14 protein-coding genes are annotated in these 14,487 nt (G+C 30.6%); 8 read left to right on the forward strand and 6 right to left on the reverse strand.

The genetic code is table 11. The annotated features are described in order from the left end of the window. Window positions 1-14: 14 nt before the first annotated feature. From B3R94_RS13145 to B3R94_RS13155, 3 genes are all read right to left on the reverse strand, one after another. The gene (locus B3R94_RS13145; RefSeq protein ID WP_038336279.1) at window positions 15-449 is read right to left on the reverse strand and encodes an RrF2 family transcriptional regulator; all 435 of its coding nucleotides are present in this window, start codon (window positions 447-449) and stop codon (window positions 15-17) included. Window positions 450-588: 139 nt separating this feature from the next. Then, window positions 589-1,173 carry a 50S ribosomal protein L25/general stress protein Ctc gene (locus tag B3R94_RS13150; protein ID WP_038336278.1) on the reverse strand — a complete coding sequence of 195 codons (585 nt, stop codon included), beginning with the start codon at window positions 1,171-1,173 and terminating at the stop codon, window positions 589-591. A gap of 45 nt (window positions 1,174-1,218) precedes the next feature. After that, the gene (locus B3R94_RS13155; protein ID WP_038336277.1) at window positions 1,219-2,154 is read right to left on the reverse strand and encodes a ribose-phosphate pyrophosphokinase; all 936 of its coding nucleotides are present in this window, start codon (window positions 2,152-2,154) and stop codon (window positions 1,219-1,221) included. A 220-nt stretch (window positions 2,155-2,374) separates the two neighbouring features. On the opposite strand from B3R94_RS13155, the gene B3R94_RS13160 reads away from it, so the two are divergent. The 4 genes from B3R94_RS13160 (at window position 2,375) to B3R94_RS13175 (ending at window position 8,804) form a co-directional block, all read left to right on the forward strand. Beyond that, window positions 2,375-3,622: an OmpA family protein gene (locus B3R94_RS13160; protein WP_280036212.1), complete on the forward strand. Its 1,248-nt coding sequence runs from the start codon at window positions 2,375-2,377 to the stop codon at window positions 3,620-3,622. Window positions 3,623-3,728: 106 nt separating this feature from the next. After that, window positions 3,729-5,669 (forward strand): polysaccharide biosynthesis protein, encoded by a 1,941-nt coding sequence (locus B3R94_RS13165; RefSeq protein ID WP_291101371.1) that lies wholly within the window; start codon window positions 3,729-3,731, stop codon window positions 5,667-5,669. Continuing rightward, window positions 5,659-6,420, forward strand: a complete 762-nt coding sequence (locus tag B3R94_RS13170; RefSeq protein WP_180905477.1) for a polysaccharide biosynthesis/export family protein — start codon at window positions 5,659-5,661, stop codon at window positions 6,418-6,420. The genes B3R94_RS13165 and B3R94_RS13170 overlap by 11 nt, the downstream gene beginning before the upstream one ends. Before the next feature lie 2 nt (window positions 6,421-6,422). Then, window positions 6,423-8,804: a GumC family protein gene (locus B3R94_RS13175; protein WP_291101374.1), complete on the forward strand. Its 2,382-nt coding sequence runs from the start codon at window positions 6,423-6,425 to the stop codon at window positions 8,802-8,804. A gap of 51 nt (window positions 8,805-8,855) precedes the next feature. On the opposite strand, the gene B3R94_RS13180 is transcribed toward B3R94_RS13175, so the two are convergent. Beyond that, window positions 8,856-9,629, reverse strand: coding sequence for a TrmH family RNA methyltransferase (locus tag B3R94_RS13180; protein WP_115002246.1), 774 nt, complete (start codon window positions 9,627-9,629; stop codon window positions 8,856-8,858). Window positions 9,630-9,783: 154 nt separating this feature from the next. Between B3R94_RS13180 and B3R94_RS13185 the strand changes: the two genes are divergently transcribed. Together B3R94_RS13185 and B3R94_RS13190 are read left to right on the forward strand one after the other, a co-directional pair. After that, window positions 9,784-11,076 (forward strand): peptidase U32 family protein, encoded by a 1,293-nt coding sequence (locus B3R94_RS13185; RefSeq protein WP_291101377.1) that lies wholly within the window; start codon window positions 9,784-9,786, stop codon window positions 11,074-11,076. 14 nt (window positions 11,077-11,090) lie between these two features. Further along, on the forward strand, window positions 11,091-11,321 hold the full coding sequence (locus B3R94_RS13190; protein WP_291101379.1) for a ferredoxin: 231 nt from the start codon (window positions 11,091-11,093) through the stop codon (window positions 11,319-11,321). Window positions 11,322-11,392: 71 nt separating this feature from the next. On the opposite strand, the gene B3R94_RS13195 is transcribed toward B3R94_RS13190, so the two are convergent. Continuing rightward, window positions 11,393-12,094, reverse strand: a complete 702-nt coding sequence (locus B3R94_RS13195; RefSeq protein ID WP_038336268.1) for a hypothetical protein — start codon at window positions 12,092-12,094, stop codon at window positions 11,393-11,395. 186 nt (window positions 12,095-12,280) lie between these two features. Here B3R94_RS13195 and B3R94_RS13200 point away from each other — a divergent pair, with 186 nt between their 5' ends. Continuing rightward, on the forward strand, window positions 12,281-13,132 hold the full coding sequence (locus tag B3R94_RS13200; RefSeq protein WP_291101383.1) for an HAEPLYID family protein: 852 nt from the start codon (window positions 12,281-12,283) through the stop codon (window positions 13,130-13,132). A gap of 178 nt (window positions 13,133-13,310) precedes the next feature. On the opposite strand, the gene B3R94_RS13205 is transcribed toward B3R94_RS13200, so the two are convergent. After that, window positions 13,311-13,715, reverse strand: coding sequence for a JAB domain-containing protein (locus B3R94_RS13205; protein WP_244957982.1), 405 nt, complete (start codon window positions 13,713-13,715; stop codon window positions 13,311-13,313). Window positions 13,716-14,084: 369 nt separating this feature from the next. Between B3R94_RS13205 and B3R94_RS13210 the strand changes: the two genes are divergently transcribed. Then, window positions 14,085-14,487, forward strand: a 403-nt coding sequence (locus B3R94_RS13210; RefSeq protein WP_291101386.1) for a hypothetical protein, incomplete at its 3' end; no start/stop codon positions are given.

A 14,487-nucleotide genomic window follows, 5' to 3' on the forward strand; every position in this document is an offset into this window, starting at 1 on the left:
TTAATCAATTTTTTTTAATGCTTAAGAAAAGCAATTCCTTTCTCTAGATCATCAATCAAATTAAACATCGATGTCTTTTCTAGCATTCCTCGCAAATCATTACGAATTGCAAAAACACGGCTATGTAAAGCACAAGGTTTGTTAGCATCGCACTCTACTAAACCTAAAATGCAACTGTGATAAAGACCATCTCCATCAATCGCTTTGATGATATTCACTAATTTGATATCTTCTAAATGCGCTGCATCCATTTGGAAACCTCCCATTTTTCCTTTGACAGATGAAATCACATTTGCTTTAACTAATTGTTGAAGAATTTTGGCTGTGTAAGCTTCTGGAGAATTAATCGAATTTGCAATTTGTTTTAAATTGACTCTCTTTCCTTCTACAGATTCTTGTGCAATAAACACACAAGCCTTAATTCCATATTCGCACGCTTTAGAAAACATTAATTTCTTTTATTCATTATAAATTATGAAGCAAATATACAACTAATTTTAATTCGGACAAATTTATCTTATTAAATTTTTAAAAATAAAAAAACCACTCAAAATTGAGTGGTTTAATGTTATCTGAAAAGAAAATTTCTTAATCCTCGTCTTCGTCTTGATCAGCATCCTTAACAGCGTTACGAGAAGTACGAATAGCTACTACTACTGCGTTATCTGGATGAGCGAATGTGTAGTTATCATTTTTCAATGTTTCTACATACATTTTGTGACCAATTCTCATTGGAGTGATATCGATTTCGATTTCGTCTGGTAAGTTTGCTGGAATAGCACGAACTTTTAATTTACGCATGTTGAAACGTAAAACCCCACCAGCTACTAAACCACGAGCACGTCCTACTAAACGAACTGGAACTTCCATAGTTACTGGTTTGTCCTCGTTTAATTGGTAAAAATCTACGTGTAAGATTTTATCCGTTACTGGGTGAAATTGGATGTCTTGTAAAATTGCTTGAATTTTAGCTCCATCAGCTAACTCGATAGTTGCTGTATGAGCATCTGGAGTGTAAACTAATGATTTGAATGCTTTTTCATCAGCTGAAAAGTGGATAGGCTCTCCAGAACCGTAAACCACACAAGGTACTTGTTCAGCATTACGTAGGTTACGTGTAGCCACTTTACCTAAGTCTTCTCTTTTTACACCTTGAATTGTAATTGACTTCATAATAATATGTATATAATAAAAATAATTTAAATTTAAGTTAAATCATTAGATAACAAAACGTTGGCTAATAGATTTATTGCTATGTACTAAATGCATAACATCAGCAAAAAGCGGAGCGCAAGATAATACTTTTATTTTAGATACGGAAGTATTTTTTAATGGAATACTATCAGTTATAGCAATTTCCGTTAACAAAGAGTTATCAAGACGCTCATAAGCTGGTCCAGATAAAACTCCGTGCGTTGCAATTGCACGAACAGATTTTGCTCCTTTTTCCATAATCAATTCAGCAGCTTTAGCAAGTGTACCCGCTGTATCAATCATATCATCTACTAAAATAACATTTTTACCTTCTACCTCACCGATTAACATCATGCTATCAACTTGGTTTGCAACTTTACGTTCTTTGTGACAAATTACGATATCTGCATTAAGGTATTTAGCATATGTATTTGCACGTTTAGCACCTCCCATGTCTGGAGAAGCGATACAAATATTATCTAAACCTAAACCTTTGATATATTCAACGAAAATTGTTGAAGCAAATAAATGATCAACAGGAACTTCAAAAAATCCTTGAATTTGATCAGCGTGTAAATCCATAGTCATTACACGAGTTGCTCCAGCTGTCATTAACATTTTTGCAACTAATTTTGCTCCAATTGGTACACGTGGTGCATCCTTACGATCTTGACGAGCAAAACCAAAATAAGGAATAACAACTGTAATACTTTTAGCAGATGCGCGTTTTGCTGCATCACACATTAAAAGTAATTCCATTAAATTGTCTGTTGGTTGCATTGTAGAACCGATTAAGAAAACGCGAGCTCCGCGAATTGGCTGTTCAAAAGCGGGTACAAATTCTCCGTCGCTAAATTCTACAATTTTAGATTTACCAAGTTCTTGACCATATTGATCGGCAATTTTTTGTGCTAATTCTAATGATCCTCTGGTCGAAAAAAGAAATGCTGATTGTTCCATTGTTTGTTTTGGGAAATATTTATGCAAAAATAATTTAAATGATTCAAACATGGTACAAGAAAAATGAAAATTAATTTCGGCACAATTATTGAAGTCTTTTTTTGGACGTTAAAATAATCACAAAAAAATATTATGACTTTCGTTAGTTGTAAGCTTTTTTAACATTATTTATTTATTCGTTTTTAACAATTTATATAATCTTGTAATTAAATTTTTCCTCATGAAAAAGATTTCATACCTATTAAGTGTAATTGGATTAGGGATTTTTGCTCAAGCGCAAGAAGTTACTGAAACAGTTAACAATGATTACAACAAATGGTCTATTGAGGCCAATGGTGGAGCAAACAAAGCAACTAAAGGTTTTTCTAATGGTTACTTTATGCAAACTCCAAGTTTTTACCATGTAGACTTAGGTGTTCGTTATATGTTTAATCCTAAATTTGGTTTAAAATTAGACGGAGCTTATGATCGTTTAAAAGAAGGTGAAGATTCTAAAAGATTTAGAACAAACTATTACCGTGTAGACTTACAAGGAGTAGCAAATCTAGGTCGTATTATGAACTTTGAAGATTGGACTAAATCTATTGGTTTATTAGCACATGCAGGTGCTGGTTACTCTTGGATGACAAGAGAAGATGATGGTTTGTTTGATAATGCAGATAATATGGGTAATATTATTGTAGGTTTAACACCTCAATTAAAATTATCTGATCGTATTGCATTAACAGGTGACGTTACTTACATCAGAAACATTCGCCAACAAAACAATTATGACTTCACTTCTAAAATGGATACAAGAGGTTTAGATGGCGATATGTGGAATGCTACATTAGGTTTAACATTCTATCTTGGAGGTAACCAGAAACATGCCGATTGGACTTTTGAAACTACAAGAAAAGATTTAGAAGACAGAATTGCCAACATCGAACAAATGTTAAAAGATACTGATGGAGATGGTGTTGCTGATTACTTAGATCAAGAGCCAGATTCAGCTCCAGGCGCTGTAGTTGATACTAAAGGTGTTACTATTGATCATAATGGTAATGGTATTCCAGATAATATTGAAGAATACATTAAACAAAATGCAGGAGGAAATACAACTATCGTTAACGATGCTGATTTCTTAGAGCAAATGATTAATTCAGGTATCATCAATGTATACTTTGATTACAATTCTGATAAACCATATCAACAATCTGTTGGAGGTATTAAATTTGTATCTGAATATTTAAAAGCTAAACCAAATGCTCAAATTGACATTTTAGGTTACGCTGACCCAGTTGGAAGTGATTCTTACAACAAAGATTTATCTCGTAGAAGAGCAGAAAATGTAAAAGCTATTTTAGTTAGTCAAGGAGCAAATGCTTCTCAATTAACTACAGTTGGTGAAGGTGAAGATAAAGAATTCAAAAATTCTCAAGTTTCTTCTCATCAATTAGCAAGAAGAGTTGTTTTCAGAGTAAAATAATTCTCTCTTAATTTAAGATATTAATCAGGGATAGATTTTTCCATTTTTTGGAGTCTCTATTCCTGATTTTTTTATTATCTTTATCACCACTTAAATTACTAAAATATTGAATCCTTTTAACCAACACTTTAATGCTCCTAGATGGGTCGTATTAGTGCTAGACATACTTATAGTTTTCTTTAGCTATGTAATAACCAATTTTATACTTAATAGTTTTCTAAATTCTTTTAGTTTAGAAAAATTATTATTTAAATTACCATTTGTTGTAGCAGCATATACTCTATGTTTTTTGTATTTTAAAACATATAAAGGAATTGTAAAAAAAACGGGGTTAAAAGATGCTGAAAATGTATTTGTATCTAATACTACGGCTTTTCTGATTCTTTTCTTCATCTCTTTTATCTATAGACAATTCATTGAATCTAATCTTTCGGAGAACACTCCTGTTTCATATGTTTTCAGAATGTCTTACTCTGTTATCTTTGTCCATTTATTTATTTCAACAGTAATAATGGTTATTGCCAGATTATATTATAAATGGATTTATAATTATTTTTTCTCAAAAAATAAGGAACAACAAAAAATATTAATTTACGGTGCAGGAGATTCAGGATTAATCACTCGAGATATTTTACAAAACGATACTCAATTTAACTATAAAGTAGTAGGTTTTATTGATGACAAACCTTCTAAAATTGGAACGTTTATCGATGGCGCTAAAATTTATTCTATAAATGATGTTGATGATAAATTCATTGAACGAAATGATATTTCAGAAATCATTATTTCTATTCAAAATATTAAAACTAATGAGTTATTAAACCTTTCTAAATCTTTAGAAGATTTAAATGTTAATATTAAAATAATTCCTCCTATTTCTAATTGGATTGATGGTACATACAAGCCTGCTCAAATCAAACAATTAAAAATTGAAGATTTATTAGGGCGTGAATCAATTAAGTTGAAAAACCCTATTATTAATGAAAATGTACAAGGTAAGGTAATACTTGTTACTGGTGCTGCAGGTTCTATAGGAAGTGAAATTTCAAGGCAACTTGCTATGATGGATTTTGCTCAACTAATTTTGATTGATCAGGCAGAATCGGCTCTATATGATGTTCAACAGTCTTTAAAAAATGAAATTTCTGAAGAAAAACAAAATAGAATAGATTATATCGTTTCGAGTGTAAGAGATCGAAAACGAATGTTAAGCCTTTTTGATAAATATCATCCGCAAATTATTTTTCATGCAGCTGCATATAAGCATGTTCCGTTGATGGAAAAATTTCCTTATGAGGCAATCAACACAAATATTTATGGAACAAAAATAATTGCTGATTTAGCAAATGAATTTGGTGCTGAAAAGTTTGTAATGGTTTCTACTGATAAAGCTGTAAATCCTACAAACGTGATGGGCGCAACTAAACGAGTTGCCGAAATTTATGTAAATTGTACAAATGAAATTTCTAAAACTAATTATATTGTTACCCGATTTGGTAATGTGTTAGGATCTAATGGATCTGTAATACCTTTATTCAAGCGTCAATTGGAAAACGGAGGTCCATTAACTGTAACTCATCCTGATATTACACGTTTTTTTATGACAATACCAGAAGCGTGTCAGTTAGTACTTGAAGCAGCAATAATGGGAAAAGGTGGCGAGATTTTTGTATTTGATATGGGCGAGTCTATGAAGATTATTGATCTTGCTAAAAGGATGATTAGACTTAGTGGATTTAAATATCCTGAAGAAATTGATATAAAAATTGTAGGTTTACGTCCAGGTGAAAAAATTTATGAAGAATTATTAGCCAATGATGAAAATACAGTTAAAACACATCATGAAAAAATAATGATTGCTAAAGTAAATACTTCAAAATGTCAAGATAATAAAAAGTTGATTGAAGAACTATGTTTAATGTCTTCAACGATAGAAAAACATGAGCAAGTCATGCATTTAGTAGCTAAAATAAAAGAGATTGTACCTGAATTTAAATCTCAAAACTCCGAATTTGAAAAACTTGATAACTTAATTTATGAAAAATAAAATTTTTAATATACTATTTGTAATAGTTGTACTCACAATATCATCTTGTGCATCAAAAAAGGAATTAGTTTATTTAAGTGGAGACCAACAGTCTACTACAAATTTCGAACAGTATATCCCTAAAATTCAATCTTCTGACATATTAGCTATTAGTGTCAGCGCTGCTGATATAAAAGCTACAGAACCTTTTAATCAACAAAGTGTTTATCAAGTAAATTCTGGAATGCAAAATAATCCTTATGCAAAAGTGTATACTGTTGACGAAAATGGTTATATTAACTATCCTTTAATAGGTAATGTAAAAGTTGGAGGATTAACTAGAGCAGAAGCTGAAAACGAATTAAAATCTAAGATATCAAAGTACATTGTAAATCCTGGTGTTAATATAAATTTCACAAATTTCAGAATCACTGTTTTAGGTGAAGTTGTTAGACCTGGTAATTTTACAATTCCAAATGAAAGAGTAAGTATTCTTGATGCATTAGGAATGGCAGGAGATTTAACAATTAATGGTGTAAGAAAAAATATTATGGTTATCCGTGAACAAAATGGACAAAAACAAACCTATAATGTCGATTTAACATCTAAAGAAATACTAAACTCCCCTGTTTACTATTTAGCACAAAATGATGTTGTTTATGTAGAACCAAATAATGCAAAAATTTCATCATCTAAATTTACACCAAACTATTCTTTATGGATATCTGTTGCTGGTGTTATAATATCTGTAATTGCTGTTATTTCTAAATAAAAATGAGTAAAAATAAAAACAAAGTAGAAGACCAATACTTCGATGAGCCTGAAGAAACTATTAATATCAGGCAAATTTTAGAGCAATATTTATACTATTGGAAATGGTTTGTTTTTGGAGTCATTATTTCTTTAATTATAGCCTTTTTATATGTTAAATATACACAAAAACAATATCAAGTTTCAGCTAAAATATTATTGAACGAAAAAGAATCTTCAACAGGAGAATTAGCTGGTTTAATGGATCAAGCTATGCTTGGAGGTGGTTCTGGAGGAAGCGCTGAAGTTGGTGATCAAATTGATGTTTTAAAATCGAGAAGATTATTAACTAAAGTAATTCAAAAAAACAACTTTAATATACAATATTTTAGTGTTGGTCGTGTTGCAGAAATTCAATTACAACAAGAAAAATCTCCCATAAAATTCATTTTATTAAATGAAAACGATAAAGCCAATGAAAGCTTAGACAATAATAGTTTTATTGTAAGTATATTATCGAACACTAAATTTAAACTTGAAAATAAAAAAACAAGTGTTATAAAAGAATATTCTTTTGGACAAAAGATTACAGAAGACTTTGGAAGTTTTATAATTAGTCCAAATGGAAACTTAGGAAAACATATTGGTTTTGAATATCAAATTAATGTAAATTCTATTGATAGAATTGTTAATGCATATCAAAACTCATTGAGTATTTCTCCAAATACTGAGAAGAGTTCAAAAATTATTAATTTTTCTTTGGTTGGTCCTGTTCCAGATATATCTAAGAAGTTAATAAATGATCTTATTACAACTTATAATGAAGATTTAGTAAGTGATAATCATAAATTAACAGAAGCTACCTCTAAATTTATTGATGATCGCCTACAAATTGTTACAAACGATTTACGTGGAGTTGATAAAAATCTTGAACGTTATAAAGTTCAAAATAATATTACAGATGTTACTTCAGAAGCGAATATCTTTTTAGAAAGTGCCGCAGATAACGAAAAGAAACTTTTAGAATCATCTACTCAACTACAATTAGTTGACTATATGAACTCTGCTCTAAATTCTTCTAAGACTGATTTACTACCTTCTAATATTGGATTAGAAGATAAATCTATCTCAGCAGAAATATCTTCATACAATGAATTAGTTCTCGCTAAAGAAGATATGTTAAAATCTGTAACAAAAGATCACCCTAACGCGATCAAATTACAAGAGCAAATTAATGATGTAAAAAGAAACTTGAAGAATAGTTTGAGATTATATAGAAATAACACTCAAACAATGTTAAATTCTGTTCAATCTAAACAAAATCAAATTGCGAGCAGAATTCAAAAAGTACCAAGTCAAGAACGTGGTTTTAGAGATATTTCTCGTCAACAGCAAATTGTTGAAGCTTTATATTTATTCTTATTACAAAAACGTGAAGAGAACGAAATAAAAGCAGCTGCTACACCAGATAATATAAAAGTTATTGACTATGCTTATGATTCTAAGATTCCCGTTTCACCTAAGAAAAGTATTATATTATTAGGAGCTCTAATTCTAGGATTAGTTATTCCATTTATATGTATATATATTTATAAATTATTGAATAATAATGTAAACTCTAAAGAGGATGTTGAAGATGCAGTTGGAGCTCCAATTGCTGGACAAGTACCTAAAAGTGATATTTCTATTATCGAGCAAAATGATAATTCTAGTGTTGCTGAAGCTTTTAGAATTCTTAGAACAAACATGAATTTTTTACTTAAAAATTCAACAGATCCTCAGTCTATCTATATAACTTCTACTACAAGCGGAGAAGGTAAAACATTTATATCAACTAATTTAGCTCAAATATTAACAATGTCAGGTAAATCTGTTTTATTAATTGGAGCAGATATTAGAAGTCCTAAAGTTTTAGATTATTTAGGAATTACTGATCAATACAGACACAAATATGGTGTTACAGAATATTTGATTTCAAATGATATTAATATTAGTGATATCATCATCAAAAATCCTGCTGATTATAAATTTGATGTTATTTATTCTGGACAGGTAGCTCCAAATCCTTCAGAGCTATTGATGAACGGACGTTTTGATGATATTGTCAAATATGGAAAAGCAAACTATGATTATGTATTAATAGATACTGCCCCTGTTAGTTTAGTTACTGATACTTTATTAATTTCTGACAGTGCAGATATTACAATGTACGTTGTTCGTGCTAATTATTTGGACAAACGAATGCTGGCTATTCCTAAAGAATTATATCAAGATAACCGTCTTAAAAATATGGCAATGGTTGTTAACGATGTTGACTTTACAAAAGAATACGGATATGGGTACGGATATGGTGAAAATCATAATAAAGGAAACTCTTTCTTTAGTAAACTATTCGGTAAAAAATAAAAATAAAAGCCACTTCGAAAGAAGTGGCTTTTATTTTTATTATAATCTATCTTATTGTCTTTGCCTCACAGCTTCGTAAACACAAATCGCTGCTGCGTTACTCACATTTAGCGAATCTACAAAACCTAACATCGGAATTTTAATCAACGAATCTGAATGATCAGCCCAAAAATCAGAAAGCCCTGTTGCTTCTGTTCCTAAAATAATGGCAGATGATTTTGTAAAATCAGTTTCGTATAAATTTTTCGTTTCATCTCTCAAAAATGTGGAAACAACTTGAATTGAATGAGATTTTAAAAACTCTAAAACAGCCTCTTTACTCGCCGATGCAATTTGATTAGTAAACAATGTTCCAACCGAAGAACGAATCACATTCGGATTGAAAAAATCAACTGTTTCATCACAAACAATTACAGCATCTACTTTTGCTCCATCTCCTGTTCGTAAAACTGCACCAAGATTTCCAGGCTTTTCTACCGCTTCCAAAACAACAACCAATGCATTTTCTGGCAATTGTAAATCTGTCAATGTCGAAGATTTCGTTTTATAGACACCAATAATTCCACCTGTCGATTTTCTATACGCAAGCTTCTCAAAAACTTGTTTGGTAATTGTAAATACTTTTACTTGTCCAAAATCTATTGATTTGTTATAAATATCTTCGCAAATATAAATTTCAACCGCTTCGTAACAACCTTTTACAGCTAATTCATTTTCTTGTGTTCCTTCCACAATAAATAAACCTTGATTTTTACGTTCTCTTGATTTTTCTTGCAATTTCAGCAAGTTTTTAATCCTTGGATTTTGAAGACTTTCTATTAACATTTTGCAAAATTAATTCTTTTTCAGTCAAAAAAATATAGAATTTTCATTTAACATTTTTTATCAGTTAAAAAACTCATTTTCAATCATATTTAATTTATATTCAGTATAAACTTATATTTTTTGTACCTTTGCACCTTAAAATCAGAATTTTCGTATGACCAAAGATGGAAAAATGGAGTTGATGGCTCCTGCTGGGAATTTCGAATCGTTACAAGCGGCTTTAGATAATGGAGCTGATTCTGTATATTTCGGAGTTGAGCAGTTGAATATGCGTGCGAGAGCATCAATAAACTTTACAATGGACGATTTACCAGAAATCGTAAAACGTTGTGAGGAAAAAGGTGTGCGTTCTTACCTTACTTTAAATACAATTATATACGATCACGATTTATCTTTAATCAAAAACTTATTGGACAGAGCAAAAGAAGCTAATATTACGGCTGTTATTGCGATGGATCAATCGGTTATTGCCTATGCAAGACAAATTGGGATTGAGATTCATATTTCGACACAAATTAACGTTACGAATATCGAAACAGTAAAATTCTATGCAATGTTTGCTGATACAATGGTATTGTCGCGTGAATTGAGTTTGAAACAAGTGAAAAAGATTTGTGAACAAATTATTAAAGATGATGTTCGTGGACCAAGTGGAAATTTAGTTGAAATCGAAATTTTCGGTCATGGAGCATTGTGTATGGCTGTTTCAGGTAAATGTTACTTGAGCTTACATTCTCACAATTCTTCTGCAAATCGTGGAGCTTGTAAACAAAACTGTCGTAAAAAATATACCGTAATCGACCAAGAATCTGGTTTCGAAATCGAATTAGATAACGAATACATGATGTCGCCAAAAGACCTTTGTACAATGGAATTTTTGGATGAAGTGGTTGATGCTGGTGTAAAAGTATTGAAAATTGAAGGTCGCGGACGTGCTCCAGAGTACGTTGCAACAGTGATTCGTGCGTATAGAGAAGCGATTGATTCTGTTGCAGATAAAACATATTCGAAAGAAAAAGTGGATTACTGGATGGGATTATTGCAAACTGTTTATAACCGTGGTTTTTGGTCTGGTTATTATTTAGGTCAAAAATTAGGAGAATGGTCTGCTGTTCCAGGTTCTATGGCAACTCAGAAGAAAGTTTACATCGGAAAAGGTGTTCATTTCTTCCCAAAACCAAGCATTGGTCAATTCGTTATTGATGCCTATGATTTGAAAGTTGGGGATTTGATTTTAGTAACAGGTCCAACAACTGGAGCCAAAGAAATGGTGGTGACAGAAATGATGGTGGAAGATGTAAAATCTGATACAGCTAAAAAAGGTGATTCGATTACAATTCCGATGGAATTTAGAATTCGTCCTTCTGATAAATTATACAAATTAGTAAAAGTAGAAGAGCCAGGAACGCAACAAAATAGTGTTGAAGAAGGCGCTTATTCTCATTAAAAAAATAGTTTTCAATGGTCATTATTACGTTACAACGCGATAAATGCATCGGATGCAACTATTGTTATGAGTTAGCACCAGAACGATTCAGAATGTCAAAAAAAGATGGTAAATCTGTTTTATTAAAATCGATTGATAAAAAAGGTTTCCATACCTTAAAAGATCCTGATCATTCTATCGCAGATAATTGCGAACGTGCTGCCAAAGCTTGCCCTGTAAATATTATTACAGTAAAAGAAATATAGATTAAAACATTAGCTATATAAAAAGTCCATCAAAATTTTGATGGACTTTTGCTTTATGTAAAAAATAAATCTTAATTCATTTTTCCTTCCTTTTCCAATCTCTCTAATGCTTTTTCGTGAGCAGATTTTACATCATTTTTGATCTTTTTATCTTGTGTAGATTTTCTAATCTTTTCTGCATGATAAGCCAAATCATCCAAAGTCATTTTATAACTCACATAAAACCCGCGATTATATCTTGAATACGACGCTAATCCCCAACCAGCAATTAATTGATTCTTAATTTTTTTGGTTTGATATTCGTTCAAATAACGTTGAAGTTTTGGAGAAATTTCTTCTTTCACAATTGATTTTACAGAACCATTCATTCGGCTAAACCAATATTTATTATCCAATTTTATATATGATTTTGCACCTAAAATGCTTTTAAAAGCAAGATCTCCAAGCAATAAAACCTTCTCAAATTCCGATTTTTCATTGGTCATATAATCCCAATACATTTCAGAAGTCATTCCAACCATCGGACTTTTATCTATTGTTGCTTCATACAAATCTTTACCATTTTGATAAGCTGCAGCAACATTTTTAAATTCAATTCCAAAATCATCACAAGCCTTCTGATAACCTGTAAAAGAACCCGAATATTTCTCGAAATTATCTATAAAAACTCTATAAATACAATAATGTGAAATATCAATCAAAACTTTTTTAGAATCATCTAAAAAACCGTTTATCAACTGTATCGGAAAGTTATAATATTCGTAGGAACTCATAATTGTTTGATTTTCTTAAATGTGGTGTTAATTCATCGACTAAGATAAGATAGTTTTTATTATTCTTAAAATGATAAGTATCAAAAAACTTCAAAATTTAATAGGTTAGATTTTTAAAGCGGTAAAACTTCAATTCCTAATTTCTTCCTAAATCTTCTTTGTCCTTTGCTTCAAAATAATAAACAAATGAAGTTTTTCTTAACAATATTGACAACAATTTTCATTACAATTTTCATTACAATTTCAACTAACGCCCAGACAAAAAATGATTCAATCATCACGATTCAATCACAACAAAAAACATTAAAACCTAAAGTTGATCATGCAGAACCATTGTATACAGATTTGATGCGCGATCTGGGAGCAAGAAAAGGAGAAGCTGAGATAAATGTAGGGGTTGGAGTTGCCTCGAAAAAAGGATATAATGAATATAATGGTTTTATTGAGTATGAATGGGCTGTTGCAGATCGTTTGGGATTAGAGGTTGAAGTACCTTTTTCTTTTAATCACAAAAGCGCTGATAGCGATGGTTCTATTTATGTTCCAAACAATAAAATTGAAGGTTTAAAATTAGCTACTCAATATACTTTTTTGGTGAATGAAAAACGAAAAATATCTTTGGCAGTAGCTTATGTTCATGAATTTGAATTCAATAATTTCAAAAAAATAGGACATCAAGGCTCTGTATTTACGGGTATGAAAATGAATCCTGTTTTTATTGGAGCAAAGAATTTTAAAAATTTCAACACGTTAATCTATACAGGTCCTGTTTTTGAACATCATTATAAAGAGCAAAAAGTAGATGTTGGAGCAACTATAAATGCAAGTATGATGTATGTTTTACCAAATTCGAAAAACTTTATTGGACTTGAAAATAATATGGATATTGACCGCTATGGATTTCATTATACTTTAAGACCTCAAATTAGATTGGCTATTCAACACAATTTAATGATTGGTTTGGTTACTGGAGTTCCTATCACCAAACATACCGGAACCAACCTTGATGTGATGACACGTATTATTTGGGAACCTTAGTTTTCTTAATAAAAAAACCTCCTTTAAAACTTTTTAAAGGAGGTTTGTGGAGCTGGCGGGATTAAGGATATGCATTACATATCAATACCTTAGCTCTAAAAACCTTCTAAAGGGGATGAAATCGGGGATGATTTCCACTAATTATCATCTTCAACCCTACTCGTATATTTTATTTAAATCAAAGAATTCCTTCGTCTGCAAAACTAAGGTATGAATTTTTAGCCATAATAATATGGTCTAACAATCGAATATCAAATAACTCGCAACACTCTTTGATTTTAGAAGTTATTCGTTTATCTGATTCACTCGCATTTAAGTTTCCACTTGGATGGTTATGAGTTATTACAAGAGCAGATGCGTTAGCTTTTAATGCCATTCCCATAATTAACCTTACATCAATGCTACAAGTGTTTATTCCACCTTTAAACATGCTTTTAATTCCTAAAACTTGATTTCCTTGATTTAGTAGTAATATTTTGAACTCTTCTTGAAGTTCAATTGTATCCAAATCCCAATTCGCTTTAAGAACTTGATAAACTTCACTACTTCCCATTACTTTGATTTTCTCATCTACTTCATTCATATATGAGATTTTAATTTCTGACACCTTCATTTTTGGCTATAAGATTTTAGAGTAGAGATAAATTTTGTAGATGATTTAGTATCAAAAACAAGCAAGTTTGTTTACCTCTACGTTTGTTAAACATTAATTTAGAATCACAGGAGGATGAATAAATCCACCAGAAAAGCCATTCTATTAAAAAATGGTGCGGGGGATTCCAAATCTTCCAAAAATAGACGGGGGTTATTCAAGGGTAGTTTACGTGTTCGAAAATTTTATAAAAAATTTTTGTAGGAATTGTAAGGTATGTAGTATTAATTTAAAAGGAGTTAATTATTGTTTGAAGTTTTTAACTCATTATTTAATACATTTATCAAAATCTTTTAATTAATGAAAAATATTTTACTAACTATTTTTATTACAATTTCTTCATTCTGTTTGTCACAAAATATAAAGGTTGTTCAATTAACAAATGGAGGGATATTTGTCGAAAGTTCAAGAAAAGTTGAAAGCTTCATGGGATCTACTATAACTGAAAACAACAAGTCTTTTTATGTAGGATCAAATGATAAAAAATCTTTGATTTCAGGAGTTCAAAAAGCAATTGAATGGGCTGAATTAAATAAAACTCACAATAAAGAATTTGAAAAAGAGATAACTCGTATTAGAGTTATGGAAAAAGAAAGTTATTTGTTTTACAATAAATTTATCAGTGAATTTTCGGCAGAATGTATACTTAATTTTTATGGTATAAAAAATGGAGATTTTAAAGTTGGATATCCCCCTGAATTTT

The organism is Empedobacter sp. UBA7611, from assembly GCF_002484365.1.
Taxonomy (GTDB): Bacteria; Bacteroidota; Bacteroidia; order Flavobacteriales; family Weeksellaceae; genus Empedobacter; species Empedobacter falsenii_B.